The sequence below is a fragment of the Streptomyces misionensis genome (assembly GCF_900104815.1).
Classification (GTDB): Bacteria; Actinomycetota; Actinomycetes; order Streptomycetales; family Streptomycetaceae; genus Streptomyces; species Streptomyces misionensis.
On the sequence record NZ_FNTD01000004.1, the window covers coordinates 1,683,508 to 1,707,832 of the forward strand.

21 protein-coding genes are annotated in these 24,325 nt (G+C 73.7%); 4 read left to right on the top strand and 17 right to left on the bottom strand.

The annotated features are described in order from the left end of the window. Nucleotides 1–15: 15 nt before the first annotated feature. From BLW85_RS09135 to BLW85_RS09160, 6 genes are all read right to left on the bottom strand, one after another. A complete protein-coding gene (locus BLW85_RS09135) occupies nucleotides 16–1,713 on the bottom strand; it encodes a flavin monoamine oxidase family protein (protein ID WP_074991798.1) in 1,698 nt (565 codons plus the stop codon). A gap of 57 nt (nucleotides 1,714–1,770) precedes the next feature. Continuing rightward, nucleotides 1,771–2,559 (bottom strand): carbon-nitrogen hydrolase family protein, encoded by a 789-nt coding sequence (locus tag BLW85_RS09140; protein ID WP_074991799.1) that lies wholly within the window; start codon nucleotides 2,557–2,559, stop codon nucleotides 1,771–1,773. Nucleotides 2,560–2,806: 247 nt separating this feature from the next. Continuing rightward, nucleotides 2,807–3,478 carry a DUF4232 domain-containing protein gene (locus BLW85_RS09145; protein ID WP_070030034.1) on the bottom strand — a complete coding sequence of 224 codons (672 nt, stop codon included), beginning with the start codon at nucleotides 3,476–3,478 and terminating at the stop codon, nucleotides 2,807–2,809. Between the two features lie 102 nt (nucleotides 3,479–3,580). Then, entirely contained in the window at nucleotides 3,581–3,961 is a 381-nt protein-coding gene (locus tag BLW85_RS09150) for a DUF742 domain-containing protein (RefSeq protein WP_239697624.1), read from the bottom strand. 7 nt (nucleotides 3,962–3,968) lie between these two features. Next, nucleotides 3,969–4,406 carry a roadblock/LC7 domain-containing protein gene (locus tag BLW85_RS09155; protein ID WP_079172307.1) on the bottom strand — a complete coding sequence of 146 codons (438 nt, stop codon included), beginning with the start codon at nucleotides 4,404–4,406 and terminating at the stop codon, nucleotides 3,969–3,971. Next, nucleotides 4,396–6,741, bottom strand: a complete 2,346-nt coding sequence (locus BLW85_RS09160) for a sensor histidine kinase (protein ID WP_074991800.1) — start codon at nucleotides 6,739–6,741, stop codon at nucleotides 4,396–4,398. Before BLW85_RS09160 ends, BLW85_RS09155 begins: the two co-directional genes overlap by 11 nt. Before the next feature lie 292 nt (nucleotides 6,742–7,033). Here BLW85_RS09160 and BLW85_RS09165 point away from each other — a divergent pair, with 292 nt between their 5' ends. Continuing rightward, nucleotides 7,034–7,774, top strand: coding sequence for a GntR family transcriptional regulator (locus tag BLW85_RS09165; RefSeq protein WP_070030036.1), 741 nt, complete (start codon nucleotides 7,034–7,036; stop codon nucleotides 7,772–7,774). A gap of 13 nt (nucleotides 7,775–7,787) precedes the next feature. On the opposite strand, the gene BLW85_RS09170 is transcribed toward BLW85_RS09165, so the two are convergent. From BLW85_RS09170 to BLW85_RS09180, 3 genes are all read right to left on the bottom strand, one after another. Continuing rightward, nucleotides 7,788–8,240 (bottom strand): Lrp/AsnC family transcriptional regulator, encoded by a 453-nt coding sequence (locus BLW85_RS09170; RefSeq protein ID WP_023552128.1) that lies wholly within the window; start codon nucleotides 8,238–8,240, stop codon nucleotides 7,788–7,790. Nucleotides 8,241–8,271: 31 nt separating this feature from the next. Then, nucleotides 8,272–9,759: an amino acid permease gene (locus BLW85_RS09175; RefSeq protein ID WP_074991801.1), complete on the bottom strand. Its 1,488-nt coding sequence runs from the start codon at nucleotides 9,757–9,759 to the stop codon at nucleotides 8,272–8,274. Nucleotides 9,760–10,081: 322 nt separating this feature from the next. Beyond that, nucleotides 10,082–11,524: a GuaB1 family IMP dehydrogenase-related protein gene (locus BLW85_RS09180; protein WP_074996028.1), complete on the bottom strand. Its 1,443-nt coding sequence runs from the start codon at nucleotides 11,522–11,524 to the stop codon at nucleotides 10,082–10,084. 265 nt (nucleotides 11,525–11,789) lie between these two features. Between BLW85_RS09180 and BLW85_RS09185 the strand changes: the two genes are divergently transcribed. Further along, complete coding sequence (locus tag BLW85_RS09185; protein WP_074991802.1) at nucleotides 11,790–13,460, top strand: translation initiation factor 2; 1,671 nt, start codon at nucleotides 11,790–11,792, stop codon at nucleotides 13,458–13,460. 60 nt (nucleotides 13,461–13,520) lie between these two features. Here the strand turns inward: BLW85_RS09185 and BLW85_RS09190 are convergent, their stop codons facing one another. The 6 genes from BLW85_RS09190 to fmt all read right to left on the bottom strand — a co-directional run bounded on the left by BLW85_RS09190 (nucleotide 13,521) and on the right by fmt (nucleotide 18,999). Next, nucleotides 13,521–13,841, bottom strand: a complete 321-nt coding sequence (locus BLW85_RS09190) for a barstar family protein (protein WP_074991803.1) — start codon at nucleotides 13,839–13,841, stop codon at nucleotides 13,521–13,523. After that, nucleotides 13,838–14,320: a guanyl-specific ribonuclease gene (locus BLW85_RS09195; protein ID WP_079172308.1), complete on the bottom strand. Its 483-nt coding sequence runs from the start codon at nucleotides 14,318–14,320 to the stop codon at nucleotides 13,838–13,840. Before BLW85_RS09195 ends, BLW85_RS09190 begins: the two co-directional genes overlap by 4 nt. Nucleotides 14,321–14,434: 114 nt before the next feature. Further along, nucleotides 14,435–15,478 (bottom strand): sugar-binding transcriptional regulator, encoded by a 1,044-nt coding sequence (locus BLW85_RS09200; RefSeq protein ID WP_074991804.1) that lies wholly within the window; start codon nucleotides 15,476–15,478, stop codon nucleotides 14,435–14,437. 90 nt (nucleotides 15,479–15,568) lie between these two features. Next, on the bottom strand, nucleotides 15,569–16,255 hold the full coding sequence (gene rpe / locus BLW85_RS09205; RefSeq protein ID WP_070030041.1) for a ribulose-phosphate 3-epimerase: 687 nt from the start codon (nucleotides 16,253–16,255) through the stop codon (nucleotides 15,569–15,571). A 172-nt stretch (nucleotides 16,256–16,427) separates the two neighbouring features. Further along, nucleotides 16,428–17,849 (bottom strand): RsmB/NOP family class I SAM-dependent RNA methyltransferase, encoded by a 1,422-nt coding sequence (locus BLW85_RS09210; protein WP_074991805.1) that lies wholly within the window; start codon nucleotides 17,847–17,849, stop codon nucleotides 16,428–16,430. Between the two features lie 217 nt (nucleotides 17,850–18,066). Further along, a complete protein-coding gene (gene fmt, locus BLW85_RS09215; protein WP_070030043.1) occupies nucleotides 18,067–18,999 on the bottom strand; it encodes a methionyl-tRNA formyltransferase in 933 nt (310 codons plus the stop codon). A 282-nt stretch (nucleotides 19,000–19,281) separates the two neighbouring features. On the opposite strand from fmt, the gene BLW85_RS09220 reads away from it, so the two are divergent. Beyond that, nucleotides 19,282–19,824 (top strand): hypothetical protein, encoded by a 543-nt coding sequence (locus BLW85_RS09220; RefSeq protein WP_070030044.1) that lies wholly within the window; start codon nucleotides 19,282–19,284, stop codon nucleotides 19,822–19,824. A 111-nt stretch (nucleotides 19,825–19,935) separates the two neighbouring features. On the opposite strand, the gene BLW85_RS09225 is transcribed toward BLW85_RS09220, so the two are convergent. After that, complete coding sequence (locus BLW85_RS09225) at nucleotides 19,936–22,101, bottom strand: primosomal protein N' (RefSeq protein WP_074991806.1); 2,166 nt, start codon at nucleotides 22,099–22,101, stop codon at nucleotides 19,936–19,938. A gap of 93 nt (nucleotides 22,102–22,194) precedes the next feature. On the opposite strand from BLW85_RS09225, the gene BLW85_RS09230 reads away from it, so the two are divergent. Beyond that, nucleotides 22,195–22,986 (top strand): S1 RNA-binding domain-containing protein, encoded by a 792-nt coding sequence (locus BLW85_RS09230; protein WP_244174848.1) that lies wholly within the window; start codon nucleotides 22,195–22,197, stop codon nucleotides 22,984–22,986. Between the two features lie 60 nt (nucleotides 22,987–23,046). On the opposite strand, the gene metK is transcribed toward BLW85_RS09230, so the two are convergent. Continuing rightward, nucleotides 23,047–24,255: a methionine adenosyltransferase gene (metK, locus tag BLW85_RS09235; protein ID WP_070030047.1), complete on the bottom strand. Its 1,209-nt coding sequence runs from the start codon at nucleotides 24,253–24,255 to the stop codon at nucleotides 23,047–23,049. Nucleotides 24,256–24,325 lie beyond the last annotated feature (70 nt).

Consider the following 24,325-nt stretch of genomic DNA (forward strand, 5'->3'; position numbering starts at 1 on the left):
GGCCGTGTCTCCCGGTCAGTCCTCCGGGAGTTCGACCGGGGCGATCTCGTCGTAGACGTCGCCCGGGCCGGGGTTGGTCGCGTCGGTCGCGCCGCCGAGGTGGTGCATGACGCCCCAGACCGCGTTCAGCGCGGTCTGCACGGCCCCCTCGGCCCAGCCGGCCGTCCAGGAGATGTCGTCGCCGGCCAGGAAGATGCCCCGCTTGTCCGCGGGCAGCCGGTCCTGCATGAAGTGCGTGAACAGGCGCCGCTGGTAGCGGTAGTGGCCCGGCAGATTGGCCTTGAACGCGCCCATGAAGTAGGGCTCGTTCTCCCAGGAGACGGTCACCGGGTTGCCGATGATGTGCTTCCTGATGTCGACGTTCGGGTAGATCTCGCCGAGCGACTTCAGCATGACCTCCATCCGCTCGTTCGCGGACAGCGGCAGCCACTTCAGACTGTCGTCGCACCAGGTGTACGACAGGCAGATCACGGCGGGCTTGTCGGGACCGTCGTCGAGCAGGTACGTCCCGCGTGTCATGCGGTCGGTGAGCGTCATCGACATGACGTCCCGGCCCGTCTCCTCGTCCTTGTCCAGCCAGAACGGCCGGTCGACCGGGACGAAGAGCTTGCTGGACTCCATGTAGTGGGTGCGTTCGATCGCGGTCCAGTGGTCGATCGGGAACAGCGAGTCGTCACAGTCGATCTTGGACAGCAGCATCCAGGACTGCGCGGTGAAGATCGCCGCCCGGTAAGTGCGGATGTCACCGCCCGCGTCGGTCACGGTGATCCGGTTGCCCGCGGTGCGGTGCAGCCGGGTCACGGCCGGACGCGGCTCGCCGTCGGCGTGCAGGGACCGCAGCGAGGTGCCGTACGGCCAGTGGACGATCTTCTCCGGCTCGCGCTCCCACAGCCGCAGCGGCAGCTGCTGGGAGCCGCCGACGATGCCCCGGTGGTGGTCGTCGGCCTCGGTGTAGACGACGCGCAGGATCTCCAGGATGGAGTTGGGGAAGTCGGTGTCCCAGCCGCCGGTGCCGAAGCCGACCTGGCCGAAGATCTCGCGGTGCCGGAAGGACCTGAACGCCTCCGAGTCGCAGAGGAAGCCGTAGAAGGTCTGGTTGTCCAGCTTCTCGACCAGCTTCGCCCAGATCTCGCGGATGCGCGGGACGTCCCGCTCGCGCATGGCGCGGTTCATGTCGGAGAAGTCGGCGCCCTCGTCCAGGCACTTGTTCCAGGCGTCGGCGACGTCCCGGTACACCTGGGGCAGGTCGTCGATGGTCCTGGCGTAGTGCGTCTCGCCCTTGAGGTCCACGACGGTCGACGGGGTCGCCTCGGCCAGCGGGTTGGGGAACGGCCTGGTCGTCAGGCCGACCAGGTCGATGTAGTGCTGAAGGGCCGTGGAGGACGGCGGGAACCGCATCGCGCCCAGCTCGCAGTTGAGGTCCGCGTCGCAGCCGTCGAAGCCCACCGTGCGCAGCCGGCCGCCGAGCTGGTCGGCCTCGTAGACGACGGGCCTGAGGCCCATCTTCATCAGCTCGTAGGCGGCGACGATGCCGGACAGGCCGCCGCCGATGATCGCGACCTCGGTGCCGTGCTCGGTCGCGGGGACCTGCCCGAGGCCCGCCGGGTGGGCGAGGAAGTCGTCGTAGGCGTAGGGGAAGTCCGGGCCGAACATGGTGATCGGCGGCTGCTGCGCGTCGGTGTGCTCGACCGCGTTGGGCACCGTGGACGTCATGGGGTACGGACTCCTTGCACGAAGAACTCTGGGAAAGCCGAGGGGGGTTGGCGGACGTCAGACGAGGGACCCGTACAGGCCGGGGCGGCGGTCCGTCAGATAGGGGTTGGCCGCGCGGGAGGCGGCCAGGAAGGCGGGGTCGGCGTCGGCGCACACCAGCTGCTCGGCTCGCCCCGCGCGGGTGCGGGCGACGCCGTCGGGCCCGGCGAGGACGGACAGCCCGACGAACTCGAACTCCCCTTCCAGGCCGACCCGGTTGACGTACGCGACGTACATCTGGTTCTCGAAGGCGCGCACCGGGATCATCGACTCGGCGACGAACTGGTAGGGGTGCATCTGCGCGGTCGGCACCAGCAGCAGGTCGGTGCCGGCCAGCGCGTGCGCGCGGACGTTCTCCGGGAACTCGACGTCGTAGCAGATCAGCAGGCCGACGGTGAGGCCGTTCAGCTCGGCCTGGACGAGCTGCCGCTCGCCCGGGGTGAAGTGTTCGCGCTCGAAGCAGCCGAACAGGTGCGTCTTGCGGTAGTTGGCGAGCCGGGAGCCGTCGGCGGAGATCAGCTGGACGGAGTTGTGGACGGCGTCGCCGGCGCGCTCCGGGTAGCCGTAGGCGATCGCGACACCGTGCCGCGCGGCGATCTCCGCGACGGCGTCGGCGGACTCGCCGTCGGCGCCCTCGGCGAGACGCCCGATGGCGTCGCCGATCGCGTAGCCGGTGAGGAACATCTCCGGGGTGGTCAGCAGCGCGGCGCGCGAGGCGGCGGCCCGGCCCGCGGCCTCGTCCAGGACCGCGAGGTTCCCGGCGACGGAGCCGGGGCGGCCGGAGCTCTGGAGCAGGGCGGTGCGCATGCGTCTACCTCACCGGTCACGGAGGGGGTTCGGGGTCAGGTAGACGGTACGGTCGGCGCGCTCGGCCGGACAAGGAGCAGCCGTTGCGCGCGGGTGCGCGGTTCGTTGCGTGCGGGGAGGGTGGGGCGGCGATTCGTTGCGCGCCCCGGCGGACCGGCGGCCGGTCGGGGGACGGATCGGACATCCGCGGGCCGCCGGTGGGCCGCCCGGGGCGTCGGCTGGCGCCCCGTGCGCGGGCGGACCGGCGCTACTTGCCGGTGCCGACCGGGTCGACGGTGATGCCGGGGCCGCCCTCGGTGACGGGCACGTTGACGCCGGCCTTGAGGACGGTGGAGTGGGTCTCGTTCGGCGGGGTGACGACGAGCTGGGTGAAGGTCACGCCGGAGCCGCCGGAGTTGTTCGGCGGGTAGTGCAGGGTGAAGCGGGTCTCCGCGCCCGGCTGAAGGGTGACCACCGGGGCGGTGAGCTTGCTGCGGGAGGCGCTGACGGTGCCGTCCTTGCCCTTCAGGTCGACGCCCGGGAAGCCGTGCAGGGTGCAGTTGGCCGAGCCGGTGTTCTTCATGTTGACGATCAGTTCTCCCTCGGCCATCGCGCCGGAGGTGCTGAACGCCAGGTGGGCGGTGGTGCAGCCGGCGCCGGACGCGCGGCCGGTGCCCGTGGCGGCGTGGCCGCCGCCCGTCTGGCCGCCGCTCGTGCGGCCGCCGTTCTGGCCGGTGCCGGTGGAGCCGCCGTTGCCGTCCGAACCCTGGGAGGGGGAGCCCTGCGTCCCGGAGCCCTGGGTGTCGGAGGCGCCCGAGGCGGCGCTCGACGCGGAGGAGTCGCCGCCGCCCGAGGAGCCGCTGTCGCTGCCGCCGCACGCGGTGAGGGACAGGCCGGCGGCGACGGCGACGGCGAGCAACGTGAACTTCTGGACGCGCATGATTCCCCTTAAGCGGTACGGGCGACGTGCTGCTCCTTGAGACACGCGCGACCGGTGCCGGGTTCCGGTCCTCACCGGTCCCCTACACGGCTGTTACAAACACTAGAGTTCGCGCAGCCGGTCCACGATCTCCCGCAGCAGCACGGGGTCGGCCGCCGCACCGCCGGCCGGGGCGCGGTGGGGCGCTTCGATGCGGACGAGGCCCGCCTCGGCGAGGTCGCCGAGCAGCACCCTGACCACGGTCAGGGGCAGATCGGCGTCCGCGGCCAGCTCCGCGACCGGGCGCGGGCCGCGCCGGACCAGTTCCAGCAGGGCGGCGCCCGCGTGGTCGACGCCGGCCTCGGCGGCGTCCGTGTCCAGGGCGGTGACCCGGGACATCAGGTCGATGGCGTGCCGGTCCGAGGGCCGGGTGCGGCCCCGGGTCACCGTGTAGGGGCGCACCATCGACCCGGTCTCGTCCTCGTACCAGTGCTCGTCGCTCACGGCGGGATCATGGGGTGGCACGGGCGGCCGCGTCCAGGTGACTGCCGAGACGGCGGACCAGCAGGGCCATCTCGTGGGCGAGCTGGCCGACGTCGGTGCCGGCCTCGCTGAGCACGGCGAGCCGGCTGCCGCTGCCGGCCGGGGTGATGAACAGATAGGCGTCGTCGAGCATGACCATGGTCTGCCGCACCTGGCCGGCCGCGAACCGCTCCCCCGCCGACCGCGCCAGGCCGTGGAAGCCGGAGCAGACGGCGGCCAGGTGCTGGATGTCCTGCGGTGGCATGCCCGCCGAGCTGCTCAGCGGGAGGCCGTCGGCGGTGAGCAGCACGGCCTGCCGTACGTGGTCGGTGCGGGCCACGAGGTCGTCCAGCAGCCAGCCGAGGTCCGTGCCGGGCGTCCCGGCGGACACGGCGGACTGTCGGGGGGTCTGGTCGTCACCGTGCATCGTCGGTGTCCGTCCCTTCGTCGGCGTGGGTGGTCGTCACGGGTGCGTCCGGCGCGTCGGGCCGCGTGGGCAGCCCCTTGCGGCCCTGGTCGAGCCCGCGCTGGAAGGCCCCGAAGATCGCCCGCATCTCGTCGGCGTCGATCTCCCGCCGCGGCGTGTCCCCCGGGGGCCGCGGCTCGTCGCGCAACCGCGGGGCGATCGAGGTCTGGCGGGTGCGGGTGGGCAGCGCGGGGGCGGGGGCGCCGGGAGCGGCCGGGCGGGTGCCGCGCACCCGTGCGGGGAGTGGGGGCGGGGTGTCGTCCGGTGCGGGCGCGGTCCGTTTCCTGGTCGGCAGCGGCCGTGTTCCGGTGGTCTCCTCCGGCGAGTGCGGGGCCGGTACGGTGTCGCGCCGCCGCTCGTGCCGCTCCGCCCGCGCCGGCGGTTCGGCGTCCGCCAGGACCTGCTCCGGCAGCAGCACCACCGCGGTCGTCCCGCCGTACGGCGAGTCGCGGAGGCTGACGTCGATGCCGTGGCGGGCGGCGAGACGGCCGACGACGTAGAGGCCGAGGCGGTCGTGGCGGGTGGGGTCGAAGGCGTCGGGGTCGGTGAGGGTGCGCCGCGCCTCGGCAAGCGCGTCGGCGTCGAGGCCGAGTCCGCGGTCGTCGATCTCCAGCACGAAGCCGCCCCCGGCGCGCCCGGTGCGCAGCGTGACCTGGGTGTGCGGCGGCGAGAACACCGTCGCGTTCTCCAGGAGTTCGGCGATCAGGTGGACGACGTCGGCGACCGCGTCGGCCGCGATCGCGGCCTTGGGCATCGGCGGCACGACCACCCGTGTGTAGTCCTCGATCTCGCCGACGGCGGAGGCGACGACCTGCGCGACGGGCACGGGCCGGCGCCAGCGGCGGCCGGGCGCGGCGCCGGAGAGGATGATCAGGCTCTCCGCGTGCCGCCGCATGCGGGTGGTCAGGTGGTCGATGCGGAACAGCTCGCGCAGGATGTCGGGGTCCTCGGTGCGCCGCTCCAGCGTGTCCACGAGCTTCAACTGCCGGTGCACCAGGGCCTGGTTGCGGCGCGCGATGTTGAGCAGCACCGCGAACAGCCCCCGGCGCAGGGTGGCCTGCTTCACCGCGGCCTCGACGGCGGCCAGCCGCGCGGTGTTGAAGGACCAGCCGACCTGCCCGATCTCGTCGTCGCGGACGGCGCCGGCGGGGAGCGGCGGCGCCTCGGCGACCGCGTCGACCTCTTCGCCGGCCCCCAGCCTGCGCATGACGTCCGGCAGTTGGCGGGTGGTCAGGACGTCGGCGGCGTCGCGCAGGGCCTCCAGGCGGCGCGAGATCCGCCGGGCGCCGCGCACCGCGAGCCCCAGGGAAAGCGCCACGGCGATCAGTCCGGCGCCGCCGGCGACGGCCGCCTTGGTCAGCTCGTGGTAGGCGAACGCCCGGCCGCGTGCCGCGGAGTTGTCGCCCGCCTCGGTGCACAGGTCCCGGTACCGCTTGACGATCCGGTCGATGGTGGAGCGCCAGTCACCGGCCGCGACCGCCCGGGACGCCCCGCCGGCCCCGGCCCGCAGCAGCGCGTCCTCGCCCCGGGTCAGCGAGCGGTACAGGTCTCCGCGCTGGAAGTCCTCGAACAGGGCCCGGGAGTCGGACGGCAGGTCGGGCACATAGGTCTCCTGGAAGACGCGCCGGTCCTCCACGGCCTGGGTCAGCGCGCCGTACTGCCGGGCGGTCAGGGTGGTGCCCGCCGCCCGCGCCCCGGTGACCAGCGCGTCCTCCCGGGAGACGAACTCGCGCACCCGGACCAGCTCGAAGACGGTCTGGGTCTCGCGGGCGAGCTGTCCGGCCTGGAGCGCGGTGAGCGTGGACTGCACGTCGAAGGCGGGTGTCACGAGCGCGCTGTACTGCTCGACGGCCTGGTCCCAGCCGATCCGCCTGGTGAGCACGCGCCGGCGCAGCCCGTCCAGCCTGCCGGTGGCGGTGACCATGGCGTCCAGCGCCTGCCGCTGGCGCGCGGTCAGCCGGCCCCGGTCGCCGTCGCGGACGGCCAGCCGCATGGCGTCCACCACGCGGTCGGTGCGGCGCTGCTGGCCGAGCAGCTCGCCCGCGCTGGTGGCGCCGGTGCCGCCGCCCAGGTAGGCGGCGGACATCCGGCGTTCGATCTGGATCTGTCCGACCGCCGTGTCGACGGGGGTGCCGAAGTCGTCGTAGACCCCCTGGACCCGGATCAGGGCGCGCAGTTCGGCGGTGACGGACACCATGGCGAAGCCCCACAGGGCCATCAGGGCGACGGCCGGGGCGAGCGCGAGCGCCACGATCCGGGTGCGGACGGTGGTGGGACGGCCGAGGGGCCAGCGCATGGAGACCTACCGGTATTACCAGTCAGTAGAGAGCCCGCACAACCTACGGGACGGTCACCCCGAACCGCAATGGCGACCCCCCGTCGGCCCAGGTCAGCTCGGAGGAAACGACCCCGGCGCGGGAACTTGTCCGAACAAGTCGGCCTCGGTGCGCCCGTCTTCGATGTCCCGGTGGTGAACGCGCGAGGAACATCGGCCGCTGATTCCCTCCACAGTCGCAGCTCCCCCGGAGCACGCTGGAACGTCGATTAGGCTGTCACGCTGTGCACAGCCGCCGACGCGGAGGGGAAGCATGACGGCGCGACACGAGGAGATCGCCGACGAACTGCGGCGCGCGATCGGCCGCGAGGAGTACACGGTCGGCAGCCGGCTGCCCTCGGAGTCGGAGCTGGCCGCGCACTACGGCGTCTCGCGCGGCACCGTCCGGCAGGCCGTCGCCGCCCTCACCGCCGAGGGCCTGATCGGCTCCCGCCAGGGCGCCCGGCGCGTGGTCCTCGCCAGCCGGCGCAGTCAGAGCTTCGAGGAGCTGCGCAGCTTCGCCCAGTGGGCCCGCGCGATGGGCCGCGAGGCCACCGGCCGGGTGGTCTCCCAGGGCTACCGCCCGGCCGCCCACGAGGACTCCGTACGCCTCCAACTCCCTCTGGGAACACCCGTGTTGCACGTCCTGCGCGTGCGCGGTCTGGACGGCGAACCGGTGCTGCTCGAACGCACGGTGTACGCCGACTGGATCTCCCCCGCGGTCGAGTCCATCGAGCCCGACTGCCCATCGGTCACCCAGCGCCTGTACGACGACACGGGCCTCGTCTTCGCCCACGGCGAGCACCTCATCGACGCGGTCGCCTGCGGCGCGCGCGACGCCGAGCTGCTGGGCGTCCGCCGCACCAGCCCCCTCCTGCGGGTCCGCCGCGTGACGACGACCCGCGAGGGGCGCCCGGTGGAATGGTCGGACGACCGGTACCGGCCGGACGCGGTGACGTTCAGCGTGCACAACTCCATCGGGAACAACGCGCTGTCCCGGAAGACGGCCGAATAGCCCGCCCCGGATTCTAGCCGGGCGCCCCGGAGGAGAACCGGCGCAGCAGCGGCGACAGCACCAGCACGGACTTGGTCCGCTCCACGAACGGCTCCCCGGCGATCCGCTCCAGCACCCGCTCGAAGTGCCGCATGTCCGACGCGAACACCTGGGCGATGGCGTCCGCGTCCCCGGTGACCGTCGACGCGGCCACCACCTCCTGGTACCGCTCCAGCCCCCGCTGGATCGTCTCCGGCGAGGTGTTCCGCCGGCAGTAGATCTCGATGTATCCCTCGGTCTCCCAGCCGAGCGCCGCCGGATCCACCCGTACGGTGAATCCGGTGATGGCTCCGGTGGCCCGCAGCCGGTCCACTCGGCGTTTGACCGCGGGCGCGGAGAGTCCGACCAGTTGCCCGATGTCCGCGTAGGAGCGGCGGGCGTCCTCGGCGAGGGCGTGCACGATGCGTTCGTCGAGATCGTTCAGCACAGGGGGTGGTTCACTTACTTCTTCGGTGGGTTCACTTCTCTGCCGCCACCGCGAGGTCCGCACCGGTCGCGAGGCGGGAACGGCGGAAGCCGTATACGAAGTAGAACACGAGCCCGACCACCAGCCAGACACCGAACACCGTCCAGGTCACGGCGGACAGGCTGCCCATCATCCACACGCAGAAGACGAAGCCCAGCGCGGGCAGCAGCGGCGACAGCGGCACCCGGAAGCCGCGCCGCATGTTCGGCCGGCTGAAGCGCAGCACCACGACCGCCACGTTGACCAGGGCGAAGGCGAACAGCGTGCCGATGCTGGTGGCGTCGGCCAGCTGTCCCAACGGGATCGCGGCCGCCAGGATGCCGCAGAACAGGGAGACGATGACGGTGTTCGCCCGGGGGGCGCCGCTCTTCGGGTGGACCCGGGCGAAGACCTTGGGCATCAGACCGTCGCGGGACATGGCGAACAGGATGCGCGTCTGGCCGTAGAGCACGGTCAGCACCACGCTGGCGATGGCGATGACGGCGCAGAAGGCCAGCAGGGTGGCCCAGAAGCTCTGCCCGGTGACGTCCTTCATGATCTGCGCGAGCGCGGCCTCGGAGTCGTTGAACGACCGCCAGGGCCGCGCGCCGACCGCGACGGCGGCGACCAGCACGTACAGGCCCGTCACGATGACCAGCGACAGCATGATCGCGCGGGGCAGGTCGCGCTGGGCGTTCTTCGCCTCCTCGCCGGCGGTGGAGGCGGCGTCGAAGCCGATGTACGAGAAGAACAGCGTGGCCCCGGCCATGCTGACGCCCGTCATCCCGAGCGGCATGAAGGGCGTGTAGTTGTGCGCCTTGAAGCCCATGAAGCCGATGGCGCAGAAGAGGACCAGCGCGGCGATCTTCACGCACACCATGACGGTGTTGGCCCGCGCGGACTCCTTGGCGCCGCCGAGCAGGAAGACCATGGCGAGCAGGACGACGATCAGCGCGGGCAGGTTGAAGACGCCGCCGTGGCCGGGCGGGGCGGACAGGGCGGCCGGCACGGTGACACCGATGGTGCCGTGCAGCAGCTCGTTCAGGTACTGGCCCCAGCCGACGGCCACGGCGGCGACCGAGACGCCGTACTCCAGGAGCAGGCACCAGCCGCAGACCCAGGCGATCAGCTCGCCCATCGTTGCGTATGCGTACGAGTAGGAGGAGCCGGAGACCGGGATGGTGCCGGCCAGCTCGGCGTAGGACAGGGCCGAGAACAGGGCGGTGAGGCCGGCGATCACGAAGGACAGGGTGACGGCCGGTCCGGCCTTCGGGACGGCCTCGCCGAGGACCACGAAGATGCCGGTGCCGAGCGTGGCACCGATGCTGATCATGGTCAGCTGCCACAGCCCGAGGGAGCGCCGCAACGACCCGCCCTCACCCTTGCCACCCTCGGCGACCAGGAGTTCCACGGGCTTGCGGCGCATCAGGCGGGCGCCGAGGCCCGGGGCGGCGGGGGCTGCCGATGTCTGGTTCTGCGGCGGGGCGCCGTGATCGAGCACGCGCTGGCTCCTCGTTCGATGCGGTCGACGCGCTAGCCGCCGCCGATGCCGTGGTGGCGCCGAAGACAGCTGCTGACGCCGGGTACAGCGCAGCACACTACGAGGCGGGCCTTCGCGGAGGTAATGCAGCAACCTTGCGCACACCCGCACGATCGTTGCGTTCCACCGTACGTCACGGCGGAACGTTGCGCTCCGGATGCCAAACGTTGCGCAACCGCCGCACATCGGGCCGGGTCGGACAGGAGCGGCGAGAGGGGATATGCCGACGGCCCCCGCCGCTCCCACCAGGGGGAACGACGGGGGCCGCCGGGTGCGGAGGGGATCAGCTCCAGCTGGCGTGCAGCGGCTTGCCCTCGGCGTAGCCGGCCGCGCTCTGGATGCCGACGACGGCCCGCTCGGCGAACTCCTCCAGGGAGCCCGCGCCCGCGTAGGTGCAGGAGGAACGGACGCCCGCGATGATCGAGTCGATCAGGTCCTCGACGCCCGGGCGGGCCGGGTCGAGGAACATCCGGGAGGTGGAGATGCCCTCCTCGAAGAGCGCCTTGCGGGCGCGGTCGTACGACGACTCCTCCGACGTGCGGTTGCGCACCGCGCGTGCCGAGGCCATGCCGAACGACTCCTTGTAGGGGCGGCCGTTCGCGTCGTGCTGGAGGTCGCCCGGGGACTCGTAGGTACCGGCGAACCAGGAGCCCACCATCACGTTGGAGGCACCGGCGGCCAGGGCCATGGCCACGTCGCGCGGGTGCCGGACGCCGCCGTCGGCCCACACGTGCTTGCCGTACTTGCGCGCCTCGGCGGCGCACTCCAGCACCGCGGAGAACTGCGGGCGGCCCACGCCGGTCATCATGCGGGTGGTGCACATGGCGCCGGGGCCCACACCGACCTTGACGATGTCCGCGCCCGCCTCGATCAGGTCCCTGACGCCCTCGGCGGAGACGATGTTGCCCGCGGCGATGGGCACCTGCGGGTCGAGGGCCCGCACCACCTTGATCGCGCTGATCATCGACTCCTGGTGGCCGTGCGCGGTGTCGATGACGAGGGTGTCCACGCCCGCGTCGAGCAGTTGCTTGGCCTTGCCCGCCACGTCGCCGTTGATGCCGACGGCGGCGGCGATGCGCAGCCTGCCGTTCGCGTCCACGGCCGGGGTGTACAGCGTGGCGCGCAGGGCGCCCTTGCGGGTGAGGATGCCGGCCAGCCTGCCGTCCTTGTCGACGGCCGGGGCGTAGCGCCGGTTGTGCGTGTCGAGGGTGGTGAAGGCCTCGCGCGGGTCGATGTCCGCGTCCAGCAGGAGCAGGTCCTTGGACATGACCACTTCGAGCTGGGTGAAGCGGTCCACACCGGAGAGGTCCTCGTCGGTGACGACGCCGATGGGGCGCTGGTTCTCGTCCACGACCACACCGGCGTTGTGCGCCCGCTTGGGCAGCAGCGCGAGGGCGTCCGCGACGGTCTGGTGCGGGGCCAGCACGATCGGGGTGTCCAGCACCAGGTGACGGCCCTTGACCCAGGAGACGACCTCGGTGACCACGTCGATCGGGATGTCCTGCGGGATGACCACCAGGCCACCGCGGCGGGCCACCGTCTCGGCCATGCGCCGCCCGGCGATGGCGGTCATGTTGGCGACGACGAGCGGGATGGTGGTTCCCGTGCCGTCCGGCGAGCTGAGGTCCACACCCTGCCGCGAACCCACCGCGGAGCGGCTCGGCACCATGAACACGTCGTCGTACGTCAGGTCGTACGTGGGCCGGATGTCATTGAGGAAACGCACGTGCTGCACATCCCAGTCGTTCAGAGGCGACCCCCCGACGGGTGCGCCGAGGGGAAAAGAGCACGTACTTCATTCTCCCATGCCGTCCCCCCGATCACCCCCGGTCAAAACCTCCAGGCTCCCCCACGGACCTTCGGAGGATCCACCGAAACCGGACCGGTACGATCATCCGACCGTTCTGGCGAGTCTCGGCGGACCTGCTCCACGGTCCGTGCGCGCGGCGAGGGCGTGGCAGGCAAAAGGGGGAGAGTCGGGGGGCGGGCCGATGGGCGACGACAGGCGCGCCGTGCTGTTCGCCGCGCGATCGCGGAACGCGTTGCACCGGCTGCTCGACACGCTCCCCGTCTTCGCGGGTGACGACCGTGTCCGCCGCTGTTTCACCCTGGTTCCCGGCTCCGAGTTCTCCGCGGACGCCCTGCGCGCCCTGGAGCGGGCGGGCGGGCGCGTCCTGCCCTGGGCCGAGGCGGTCGGCCGGACCTTCGCGCTGATCCTCGCCGCCAGTCCCAAAGGCGATCTCCAGGCCCTGCACGGCCCGCGCGTCCTGCTCCCGCACGGCGCCGGCTTCAACAAGTCGGTGCCCGGCGAGGGCACCGAGGACTCCGCATCCGGACTCGACCCCGCCCATCTGCTGCTGCCCGACGGCGCCCCGCTCGCCGCCCGCTATCTGTTCTCCCACCCCGGGCAGATCGCACGGCTGGCACCGGCCGGCCCCGCGGTGACGGCCCGGGCGACGGTCGTCGGCGATCCGCTCCTGGAACGGTTCCTGGAGTCGCGGGAGCGCCGCGACCGCTACCGCGCCGCGCTCGGCACGGGCGACCGCACCCTCGTCGTGCTGTTCTCGACCTGGGGCCCGGAGTCCCTGATCAACCGCCGCCCCGGGCTGCCCGCCGAACTGGCCGCCGCGCTCCCCCACGACGAGTACCAGCTCGCCCTGGTGCTCCACCCCAACGAACGTGCCCGCCGCGGCACGCTCGACCTGGCCGAGTACCTGGAACCCGCCCGCCGGGCCGGGCTGGTCCTGCCCGCGGCGCACGAGGAGTGGGCGTCGGTCGCCGTCGCGGCGGACGTGCTGATCACCGACCACGGCTCGGCGGCCCTGTACCCGGCGGCGCTGGACCGTCCTCTGCTCGGCGCCTACGACGGCGGCAGGGAACTGCTGCCCGGCAGCCCGATGGCCGGCCTCCTCGCGGGCGTCCCCCGCCTCGCCCCGCACCTTCCCGGCGCGGAGGCGGCGAGCCTGGTGGCGACGGCACTGCGCGATCACCGCCCCGGCAGCAGCCGTGCCCTCGCGGAACCGGCGTTCGCCGAGCAGGGTCGGGCGCTCGACCGGCTACGGGAGACCGTGTACGGCCTGCTGGACCTCGCCCCGCCCGCCCATCCCGTCCTGCCCCGGCTGCTGCCCGACCCGACCCCCGCGCCGCTCGCGCCCGCCGCCTTCGCGGTCCGTGTCGAAGCCGACGGCGGCGGGACGCTCCGGGTGCTGCGCCATCCCGCCCCTCTCGTGCCGCCCGCGCCCGCTCACCATCTGGCCGCCGAAGTGGGCGCCGCGCACCGGCGGTTCACCCAGAGCGCCGGTCTGCTGCACCGCCGCGCGGGCGGCCACCCCGGCGCGCCGACGGAACCGGCGGACGAGTGGACCCTGCGGATCCTGGCGGACCACCCCGGCGGCCGGCGCAGCGCCGCGGTCGTCGTCTCCGCCACCCACTGCCTGCTGCGCCCGCGATCGGGCCCCCTGCTGTCCCTGCGCATCGCGCCGCAGGGAGCGGAGGGACGGTCCTCGGTGGTCGACCCGGTGCCCGTCCTGTCGGCGGTGCACGCCGCGCTCCTCGACGGCGAGGAGCGCACGGACCTGCGACTGGTGTGCGCGGTGGGCCACCGCACGGTGGAGGTCCGGACGGCCCGGGCCACGGCGGCGGAGGCGGCCACAGCGGTGTGACGCGACCGGGTTCCCCCGGCTGAGAGTTGACGTTCCGTTGGGCCAGGCCCCCGCGCCCCCTCACCCCAACGCCAGCGCCACCGTCACCTGCTCCGGGCCCTCGCTCGCCTCGGTGAAGATCTCGTGGGCCACCCGCCACTCGTCGGGGCGGGCGTCCGCGTACGGTGTCCAGCCCGTGACGACGAGGAGCAGTCCGCGGTCGGCCGCCGCGGTCGGCCAGACGGAGGGGTCGCATAGGCTGTCCAGGAGCGCGTCCCAGTTGCGGCCGAACCAGTCGGGCAGGGCGAGGGCCGCCGCCACCGCGTCCATCAGGGCGGCCTTGTCCGTGACCCGGGAGAGGTCCAGGGCGACGACCGCGCGGTCCGTGAGTTGCCGGGTCATCTCAGCACCGCCCGGAACGAGTTGTAGTGATCACCGGTGTAGTAGAACTCCCCGCCCTGTCCGGTGATGATGCGGCGCGCCCCGCGGTCGTGCGAGCCGGGCGTCGGCACCGTGTACTCGTGGTAGTAGCCGCGCTGGTGCTTCGGCAGGTGTCTCTCATAATTGCCGAAGACGATCCCGTCGCGGGAGTACGGATAGGGGCCGCCCCGGTCGATCAGGGCCAGGGTCCGCCGGGCCTCGGCGGGCAGCCGGGACTCCGGCACGGTGGCCATGCCTCTGGCCCACCCGGGAGTGGCCACGGCGGCGGACGACGGGCCCCCGCCCGTCCCCGTACCGCTGCCCGTGCCCGAGCCCGTACCTCCGGCACATCCGGCGAGCAGCACGGCGAGCACGACCAGCAGCCCCGCGAGCACACGGGACGGGGCCCGGCCGGGCGCCCGGGACCATCGGAACTTCAGGGGAACGTACCGCGACGACATGCGGACGATGCTTTCACGGCGGGCCGGTCCGGACGACCCGTGCCCCGCGGAAGGCGGCGGAGGCGAGGGCGGCCGGCGGCCGTCTCGTCCGCCTCCGTCCTCGCTCACCGCCGCTCACTGCCCGTCGGGGTCCTGCCGGGTGAGCGCGGCCTTCGGCGTCGGGCCCGCGGTCATCAGGTAGTCCGCGGCCGAGGTGTCCGTGACCAGGCTGGTGACCAGCCCGGAGCGCAGCACCGCGTCGATCGCCGCCGCCTTGCGCTGACCGCCGGCGATCGCCACGACCTCCGGGATGCGGCGCAGCTGGTCGGCCTTGACGGTGATGCACCGCTCCCCCAGGTCCCGCCCGATCCGGCGCCCCTCGGCGTCGAAGAGGTGCGCGGCCATCTCGGCCGCGACGCCGAGCGAGGCGTAGTGCGCCCGCTCCTCGTCGCTGAGCATGTCGTGCACCGTCGAGATGCCCGGTTCCCAGGAACCGATGGAGACGCAGGCGACCGTGACCTTGTCGAAGTACTCGTAGGCGCGGGCGATCCCGGTCTGGTTGCGCAGGGCCGCCGCGGTGGCCGCGTCCGGCAGCAGCATCGGCGCGTAGATCGGGTGGGCGTCGCCGCCCGAGACCTGGGCGGCACGGCGCACGGCCTCGACCGAGCCGCGCTCCGAGGTGCCGGCGTCGTACACACCCGTCAGCTGCACCACCGTGCACGGCGGCAGCCGGTCGAGGGCGGCCGCCATGTGGATGGTGGACCGGCCCCAGGCCAGCCCCAGTACGTCCCCCTCGTCGACCAGCTCGCCGAGCAGGTCGGCCGCGACCTCGCCGAGGTTCTCCGGGTCGGGGGTCTCCTCGGCCTCCGCCGGGGACTCGACCACGACGGCGTGCCTCAGGCCGTAGCGGGCGCGGAGCGCGTCGGAGCGCTCGGCGTCCAGTTCGGCCGGCACACGGATCTCGATGCGTACGAGATCCCGTTCGAGAGCGGTCTCCAGGACCCGGGCCACCTTGAAGCGGCTGACGCCGAACTCCTCCGCGATCTGGATCTTGGACTTGCCCTCGAGGTAGAAGCGGCGGGCCATGGCCGCCGCCTGGACCAGCTCAGCGGGTCCCATCCGCATGGCTGACCGGCCCGCCGACATACCCGACACGGCGATCTCCTCACTGCTGTTCACACTCTGGATTCGCCGTTCATCCTTGCAGATTCGGCGCAACTGATCCGCCCTGATGGGCGGCGTTCTCTCAACCGTTCACGTAGCCGTGGCTCAGTGGTCGCATGCCCAGGACGCCCCGGCGGTGGCCGTCTCCGCCTGGGCGCGCAGGGCACGCACCGCGTCCGCCGGGTCCTTCGCCCCGTAGACCGCCGAGCCGGCGACGAACACGTCCGCGCCCGCCTCCGCGCACCGCTCGATCGTGGTGGCCGAGACACCGCCGTCGACCTGCAACCAGAGCTGGAGGCCGTGCTTGCCGATCAGCTCACGGGTGCGACGGATCTTCGGCAGCATGATGTCGAGGAAGGCCTGGCCGCCGAAGCCCGGCTCGACGGTCATGATGAGCAGCATGTCGAGTTCCGGCAGCAGGTCCTCGTACGGCTCGATGGGCGTCGCGGGCTTGAGCGCCATGGAGGCGCGCGCGCCCTTGGCGCGGATCTCGCGGGCGAGACGCACCGGAGCGGCGGCCGCCTCCACATGGAAGGTGACGGACGAGGCGCCCGCCTCCACGTACTGGGGGGCCCAGCGGTCCGGGTCCTCGATCATCAGGTGGCAGTCCAGCGGGGTGTCCGTCGCACGGGCCAGGGACTCCACCACCGGCACGCCGAGCGTGAGGTTGGGGACGAAGTGGTTGTCCATGACGTCGACGTGGAGCCAGTCGGCGCCCTGGACAGCCTTGGCCTCCTCCGCCAGGCGGGCGAAGTCGGCGGACAGGATGCTGGGGTTGATCTGCACGGCCATGCCCCAAGACTGCCATGTCCGGGGCACTGATGTTCGCGCCGGTCCACAGGTGAGACCGTTCATCACACTGATCTGCCGTTTGTCTGATGTTCCGGACGTCCCTGTGGATAACCGAGGGCGACGAACCCGGCGCACGCGGTGAAATGGTGCCCGCGCGACCGCCTGCGGACCGTCAGCCGGCCGTCTTGCGGATCAGTGCCAGATACATCGCGTCGGTGCCGTGCAGATGCGGCCACAACTGGATGTCGGGGCCCTCGCCGAGCGCGGGGACACCCGGCAGCAGCGGCCGGGCGTCGATCAGTTCGGCGTCCGGGTACTGCTTGAGCACGTCGGCGACGACCGCCCGGGTCTCGGCGAGGTGCGGGGAGCAGGTGGCATAGCCGACCACGCCGCCGACGCGCACCGAGTCGAGCGCGGTGCGCAGCAGCGCCCGCTGGAGGGGAGCAAAATTGTCCAGGTCCTCGGGGCGCCTGCGCCAGCGGGCCTCGGGCCGCCGCCGCAGCGCGCCCAGCCCGGTGCACGGCACGTCCACCAGCACCCGGTCGAAGCTGCCCGGCCGCCACGGCGGCCGGGTGCCGTCCGCGGCGATCACCTGGTACGGCCCCGGGTTGCCGGCCAGCGCCTTGGCGACCAGCCCGGCCCGGTGCGGCTGCTTCTCCGAGGCGAGCAGCACGGCACCGCGTTCGGCGGCGAGCGCCCCCAGCAGCGCGGCCTTCCCGCCGGGTCCGGCACAGCCGTCGAGCCACCTGGCGTCCGGCCCTTCCAGGGGCGCGTTGGCCAGCGCGAGCGCCACCAGCTGGCTGCCCTCGTCCTGCACCCCGGCGCGCCCCTCGCGCACCGCCTCGACCGCGCCCGGCTCACCGCCCTCGGCCAGCCGCACGGCGTACGGCGACCAGCGCCCGGGCTCGGCGGCCTCCTCGCGCAGCAGTTCCTCGGTGGCGGCCCGGCCCGGCCGCGCCACGAGCGTCACCCGCGGCCGCTCGTTGTCGGCCGCGAGCAGCTCCTCGATGCCGGCGCGCCCGCCGCCCAGCGAGTCCCACAGCGCGGAGACGACCCAGCGGGGGTGCGAGTGCACGACGGCGAGGTGGTCCTCGGGGTCCTCGTCGTACGGCGGCGCGACCTTCCCGATCCATCCGTCGAGGTCGTCCTGCGCCACCTTGCGCAGCACCGCGTTGACGAACTTGGCCCGCCCGTCGCCGAGCACGACCCGGGCGAGTTCCACGGTGGCGGACACGGCGGCGTGGCTCGGGATCCGCGTCCCCAGCAGCTGGTGCGCGCCCAGGCTGAGCACGTCGAGCACCGGTGGGTCCACCTCGCGCAGCGGCCGGTCCACGCACGCGGCGATCACCGCGTCGTACGTGCCCTGCCGGCGCAGCGTCCCGTACACCAGCTCGGTGGCGAGCGCGGCGTCCCGCGCGTCGAAGTCGCCCTTCTCCCGCGCCTTCCGCAGCAACGGCGGCAGCACGAGGTTGGCATAGGCGTCCCGCTCGTCCACCGCCCGCAGCGCGTCGAAGGCCAGGATGCGGACGGGGTCCTTCTTGGGACGCCGATAGGGCTTGGCGGGCTTACGGCCCCGCCGCGACTGCTCGCTCACGAAAAAGGTGCTCCGGAGGTGAAAGGGGGTGTGCCGCCCAGCCTACGTCGGCGGAGGTGAGCGGGGGTGCGCGGGTGCCGGGGCGCTCGGGCCCGGGCCCGCGTCGAGGGCCCCGCGTCGAGGGCCCGGGCCCGCGTCGAGGGCCCCGTGGCCGCGTCGAGGGCCCGGGTGCCGCCGTGGAAGGCGGCGGGCGCGTGCCCCGCCGCCGCAGCCCCGGTCAGCCGCCCAGGGTCTCGCCCTCCGTGATCCGCGCCCCACGGGCCCAGTCGGCCGCGCGCATCGGCTTCTTGCCCTGGGCCTGGACCCACAGCAGCTCGACGGCGTGGGAGCCGGTGCCCACGTGCACGCTGTTCTTGCCGGCCGCGAGCCGTCCGGGCGCGAGGTCGGTCCGGGCGGGCACCGGCGTGACCTGGACGAGCTTGAGCCGCTCGCCGCGGAAGGTGGTCCAGGCGCCGGGCGCCGGGGTGCAGCCGCGCACCACCCGGTCCACGCGCAGCGCCGGCGTCGCCCAGTCCACCTGGGCGTCCTCGACGGTGATCTTCGGCGCGAGGGTGATGCCGTCGGCCGGCTGCGGCACGGCCTTCACGGTGCCGTCCTCGATGCCGTCCATGGTGGCCGCGAGCAGCCCGGCCCCGGCGAAGGCCAGCCGGGTGAGCAGATCGCCGCTCGTGTCGGTGGGCCGGATCTCCTCCGTCACCGTGCCGTACACCGGCCCGGAGTCCAGGCCCTCCTCGATGAGGAAGGTGGACGCACCGGTGATCTCGTCGCCCGCCATGATCGAGTGCTGCACGGGCGCGGCCCCGCGCCAGGCGGGCAGCAGCGAGAAGTGCAGGTTGACCCAGCCGTGCGCGGGGATGTCCAGGGCGACGCGGGGCAGCAGCGCGCCGTAGGCGACGACCGGGCAGCAGTCCGGGGCGATCTCCGTCAGCCGGGCGAGGAACTCGGGGTCCCGCGGCCTGGCCGGCTTCAGCACCTCGATGCCGGCCTCCTCCGCCCGCTCGGCCACGGGCGACGCGACCAGCCTGCGGCCCCGCCCCGCGGGTGCGTCGGGCCTGGTGACGACGGCGGCCACCTCGTGCCGCCCGGAGGCGAGCAGGGCGTCCAGGGCGGGAACGGCGACCTCGGGGGTACCGGCGAAGACGAGCTTCATGGGCGGGATCGGGCCTCTCGGGCGGGGATCGTACGGGCAGCGCACCAGTCTATGACCGCCCGGGAACCGGCACTCCGCGGAGCACGGCGGCGCGCAACTCGCCCGGCTGCCGGGCCGGCTGAGCGCCGGGCGGCGCGCGGGCGGACGAACGGCGTACGCATATGCCTGCACGCCCCCACCCCGTGACCAGCGGAGCACACAGGCGTTGGTCAAGAAAGAGTTGACCACATAGGGCCGCTTCGCCGCCCGATTCCTTTCAACGCCGGTTCGAGAGGCTTGTTCATGGCCGACCACGCAACCCACGACGCCCAGGCCCGGGCCAGCCTGCACCTGCTGGTGCGGGACATCGAGCGGGTCCGCCGGCAGGTGGACGCGCTGCGCACGCTCACCGCCCAGTTGGGCAACGTCTACCGCCCGCGCCGCACCGGCCCGTCCACGGGCTTCGTCGTCTACGGACGCGCCCCCGCCCCCACGGTCCGTCTCGCCCAGGAACTGCGGGACAGCGTCGAGACGCTGGTCACGGCCGCCGTGGACTTCGACCGCTCGCTCGGCTTCTCCTGGGACGCGGTGGGCTCGGCGCTCGGCGTCACCAAGCAGGCGGTGCACCGCCGTTACGGCGCCCGCCGCGCCGCCGCGCAGACGGCCACCGAGACCGAGCGGACGCCGGAGCCGTCCGGCACCCGCACGCTCAACGTGAACGCCGGCCTGCCCACGGTGCCGACGGTGCCGGCCGCCCGTTCCATGCCCACCCAGCCGACGGCGGGCAGCCCGACCCTGCGTGAGGACGCCCGCCCGACGGCCTTCCCCGGTCCGCGCAACGGCTGACCCGCCCGGCGTCGCCCTCCCAGGAGACTCACGGGTCCTTTGGGAGGGCCGGAGGGACGCCCCGGAGGGCGGAGGGCCCACGGCGGGCAGCGGCCCGCGCGCCCGCGCCCCTCACCCGATGTCCGGCGGATCGATCCGCACCCGCACCCGCGCCGTCTCCCCGCTCCCCCGGGCCATCCGCGCCGCCTGCGCGGTCTTCAGGGCGGAGGCCAGCGCCGCGCCACTGCCCGGGGGCACGCGCACCAGAGCCCGCTCCCAGTGTTCGCCGGGAGGCACCGCGCCGGGCCTGCGCGCACCGCCGGGCGGCGTGGGCGGCACCGGAACCGGCCCCAACACCTCGGCGTCGGGCGGCAGTTCGACCGCCGCCAGGAACTCCGCGACCGCCTCGGGCGGGCCGGACACGGCCGCCATCCGGGACACCGGCGGGAAACCGAGTTCGGCCCGCTCGGCCAGCTCCCGCAGCGCGTGCCCCACAGGGTCCCAGCGCACCAGCGCCTGCACGGGCCGCAAGGTCGGCTCCGCCACCACGACCACGGTGCCGCCCTCGCCCTGCGGCCGGACCAGCGCCCCCGCCGCGATCCACCGGCGCAGCGCGTCCTCGCCGGCCCGCAGATCGGGTCGTACGAGCATGGCCCAGCCGTCGAGCAGCAGCGCCGCCGCGTAACCGCCCTCGGCCACCGGCTCGGCGCCCGGAGTGCTCACCACCAGCGCGGGCGTGCCCGGCACGGTGTCCAGCACGTGTTCCCGCCCCGAGGTGCGCACCGGCACGGCGGGAAAGGCCCGGCCCAGTTCCTCGGCGGTGCGCCGGGCGCCCACCACCTGGGCGCGCAGCCGGAAGCCGCCGCACTCGGGACAGTGCCAGGCGCCCTCCTCCCGGCCGCACCAGCCGCAGCGCAGCACGCCCGCGTCCTGGCCCTGGAGCGGTCCGGAGCAGTACCGGCAGCGGGCCGGGGCCCGGCACTGGGCACAGGCCATCCGCGGCGCGTACCCGCGGCGGGGCACCTGGACCAGAACGGGCCCGTGCCGCAGCCCCTCCCGGGCGGCCTGCCAGGCGAGGGTGGGCAGCCGGGCGGCGCGGGCGGCCTCGTCGCGGGCGAGGTCCTCGTCCCCGACGGTGCGCACCAGCGGCGCGGACCGCCGTACCTGCTCCCGCCCGGCGACCAGGGGCCGCGCCCAGCCGCTCTCGACCAGCTGGGCCGCCTCCACCGTGGTGGAGAAGCCGCCGAGCAGGAAGGCGCACTTGTCGAGGGTGGCGCGCAGCAGCAGGACGTCGCGGGCGTGCGGCTGCGGGGCGTGCGGCTCGCTGTGGCTGTCGTCGCCGTCGTCCCAGATCGCGACGAGCCCGAGGTCGCGCACGGGCGCGAACATGGCCGCCCGGGTTCCGACGACGGCCCGTACGGACCCGCGCCGTACCGCGAGCCACTGCGCGTACCGCTTCTCGGGCCCGGCGTCGGCGGTGAGCAGGGCGTGCCTTCCCGGCCCGAGCAGTGTGGTCAGCGCGGCGTCGACGCGGGCGGCGGCACGGCCGTCGGGTACGACGACGAGGGCGCCGCGGCCCGAGGCGAGCGTGGCGGCGACGGCCCGGGCCAGCTCCTCGCTCCACAGGGGCCCGGGCAGCGCGTGCCACACCGCGCGGGGGGCGCCGCCGGCGGCCAGGGCCTGGAGGAAGGCGCTCCCGTGCTCGTACCGCGCCCAGGAGCCGGTGTCCGGGGCCCCGGGGGGTGGCAGGGGGTCGGGCGAGGGGCGCTGCTCGGCGCGGGCGTTGCGCGGCGGTACGGCCAGCTGGAGCACGTCGGCGAGGCTGCCCGCGTACCGGTCGGCGACGGCGCGGGCGAGGCCGAGCAGCTCCTCGCCGAGGACGGGCTCGGGGGAGACCACCTGGGCGAGCGCGGCGAGGGGCCCGGAGTAGTCGGACTCGGCCCGCCGTTCGACGAGGAAGCCGTCGATGAGGCCGCCGCCCTCCCGGCGGCCCTCGCGCACCCGGTGCCGTCCGGCCCCGAACCGCACCCGGACCCGGACGCCGGGCTGCGCCTCGTCGTCCAGCTCGGCGGGGACCGCGTAGTCGAAGTACCGGTCGAGGTGCAGCACACCCTTGTCGACCAGCACCCGCGCCACCGGCAGCCGCTCGGCGAGCGCGGCGCCCCGCCAGGTCCGCGGCTTGGCCCGGGGCGCCTTGGCCTTGCGCACGCTCTCCCGGATGAGCGCGAGCTGCTCCGGCGGCGCCCCCTCGGGCCCGCCTCCCCCGCTCTTGCGGGGCTCCCCGTTCTCGCTGCTCACGCTTGCATTCTTACCAAACCCGACCGACAAGGCCCCGGCCGATCACCGTCCGGCGGGGTCGTCCCGGGGCTTGTCGCCTCTAGGCTCGCCGCCATGACCGATGCGACGCCGGACCCGTTGGACTGCCTGAGAGAACGTCTCGCCGCCCCCGGGGAGGTGGTGACCGGCACCGTGGCCGGGTTCGACGGGGACGACGTGCTCGTGCTGCTGGACGGCGATCCGGGGCGCCCGTCGGGGCGCGTCCCCGGCGGCGAGCTGACCTGGCGCCGGATCGGGCACCCGGCGGAGCTGGTCGCGGTGGGACAGCCGATCCGGGCGGAGGTGACGATGCGCGGCAGGCGCGGCGGCGAGGTCCTGCTGTCCGCGCGGGCCTGCGAGGACGAGGCGCTGTACCGCTTCCTGCTGGGCCTGGCGCGCGGGGACGTCGTCACGGGGACGGTGTCCTCGGTGCACCGCTTCGGGGTCTTCGCGCGGATCGACGGGGAGCCCGCGCATCCCGTCCACGAGGGAACCGGCTTCATCAACGTCCCGCAGCTGACCTGGGCCCGGTTCGACGACCCGGCGGACGTGGTGACGCCGGGGCAGCGCATCCGCGCGCAGGTACTGGCCTCGGAGACCCGCCGGGGCCAGGTCGCGCTGTCCCTCAAGGCCCTCCAGGACGACCCCTGGGACACGCTGGGCGTGGGCGTCGGCGACGTCCTGACCGGCCCGGTGACCAAGATCGTTCCCATCGGGGTCTTCGTCCGCGTCGACGAGTTCGCGGAAGGTCTCGTGCACGCCGATCTCCTCGCCGGCCGGACCCTCGAGGAGGGGCAGGAGCTGCGGGTCCGGGTGCTGGAGGTCGACCGTGCGCGGCGCCGGGTCCGGCTGGGGCTCGCGGGCTGAGCCGGAACGCGCCGAGGCCCGGCCCCCGTGGGGAAGCCGGGCCTCGTGGCACGGAACGGATCAGATTCCCGCGGCCTTGCGCAGGGCGTCCACGCGGTCGGTGCGCTCCCAGGTGAAGTCGGGCAGCTCCCGGCCGAAGTGGCCGTAGGCCGCCGTCTGGGCGTAGATCGGGCGGAGCAGGTCGAGGTCGCGGATGATCGCGGCCGGGCGGAGGTCGAAGACCTCGTCGATGGCCTTCTCGATCTTCTCGGTCTCGACCTTGTTGGTGCCGAAGGTCTCCACGAACAGACCGACGGGCTCGGCCTTGCCGATCGCGTAGGCGACCTGGACCTCGCAGCGGGAGGCCAGGCCCGCCGCCACGACGTTCTTCGCGACCCAGCGCATGGCGTAGGCGGCCGAGCGGTCCACCTTGGACGGGTCCTTGCCCGAGAAGGCGCCGCCACCGTGACGGGCCATGCCGCCGTAGGTGTCGATGATGATCTTGCGGCCGGTCAGGCCGGCGTCGCCCATCGGCCCGCCGATCTCGAAGCGGCCGGTGGGGTTGACCAGGAGGCGGTAGTTCTCGGTGTCCAGCTTGATGCCGTCCTCCAGGAGCGCCTTCAGCTCCGGCTCCACGACGAACTCGCGGATGTCGGGGGCCAGCAGCGACTCCAGGTCGATGTCGGAGGCGTGCTGCGAGGAGACGACCACGGTGTCGAGACGGACGGCCTTGTCGCCGTCGTACTCGATGGTGACCTGCGTCTTGCCGTCGGGGCGCAGGTAGGGGATGGTGCCGTTCTTGCGCACGTCCGACAGGCGCTTGGACAGGCGGTGCGCCAGGAAGACGGGCAGCGGCATCAGGGTCGGCGTCTCGTCGGAGGCGTAGCCGAACATCAGGCCCTGGTCGCCCGCGCCCTGCTTGTCCAGCTCGTCCTCGTCACCCTCGACGCGCGACTCGTACGCGGTGTCGACGCCCTGCGCGATGTCCGGGGACTGCGCGCCGATGGACACCGACACGCCGCAGGAGGCGCCGTCGAAGCCCTTCTTCGAGGAGTCGTAGCCGATCTCCAGGATCTTGCCGCGCACCAGGGTCGCGATGTCCGCGTAGGCCTTGGTGGTCACCTCGCCGGCCACGTGCACCAGGCCGGTGGTGATGAGCGTCTCGACGGCGACCCGGGAGGACGGGTCCTCGCGCAGAAGCGCGTCGAGAATGGTGTCGCTGATCTGGTCAGCGATCTTGTCGGGGTGACCCTCGGTCACGGACTCCGAGGTGAACAGGCGACGGGACACAACGCTCCCTGTGGTTGCAGCGGCTGCTGGCTGATCATTTGCAGTCGACGCGGGGCTGCGCCCGGCTCCG

Coding starts and splice junctions, on each gene's coding strand:
- BLW85_RS09185 (WP_074991802.1), top strand. CDS start 11,790: ATGGGCGACGACAGGCGCGCCGTGCTGTTCGCCGCGCGATCGCGGAAC.
- BLW85_RS09145 (WP_070030034.1), bottom strand. CDS start 3,478: ATGCGCGTCCAGAAGTTCACGTTGCTCGCCGTCGCCGTCGCCGCCGGC.
- rpe (WP_070030041.1), bottom strand. CDS start 16,255: ATGGCCGTGCAGATCAACCCCAGCATCCTGTCCGCCGACTTCGCCCGC.
- BLW85_RS09135 (WP_074991798.1), bottom strand. CDS start 1,713: ATGACGTCCACGGTGCCCAACGCGGTCGAGCACACCGACGCGCAGCAG.
- BLW85_RS09160 (WP_074991800.1), bottom strand. CDS start 6,741: ATGCGCTGGCCCCTCGGCCGTCCCACCACCGTCCGCACCCGGATCGTG.
- BLW85_RS09195 (WP_079172308.1), bottom strand. CDS start 14,320: ATGTCGTCGCGGTACGTTCCCCTGAAGTTCCGATGGTCCCGGGCGCCC.
- BLW85_RS09230 (WP_244174848.1), top strand. CDS start 22,195: ATGACCGATGCGACGCCGGACCCGTTGGACTGCCTGAGAGAACGTCTC.
- BLW85_RS09140 (WP_074991799.1), bottom strand. CDS start 2,559: ATGCGCACCGCCCTGCTCCAGAGCTCCGGCCGCCCCGGCTCCGTCGCC.
- BLW85_RS09165 (WP_070030036.1), top strand. CDS start 7,034: ATGACGGCGCGACACGAGGAGATCGCCGACGAACTGCGGCGCGCGATC.
- BLW85_RS09190 (WP_074991803.1), bottom strand. CDS start 13,841: ATGACCCGGCAACTCACGGACCGCGCGGTCGTCGCCCTGGACCTCTCC.
- BLW85_RS09220 (WP_070030044.1), top strand. CDS start 19,282: ATGGCCGACCACGCAACCCACGACGCCCAGGCCCGGGCCAGCCTGCAC.
- fmt (WP_070030043.1), bottom strand. CDS start 18,999: ATGAAGCTCGTCTTCGCCGGTACCCCCGAGGTCGCCGTTCCCGCCCTG.
- BLW85_RS09155 (WP_079172307.1), bottom strand. CDS start 4,406: ATGCACGGTGACGACCAGACCCCCCGACAGTCCGCCGTGTCCGCCGGG.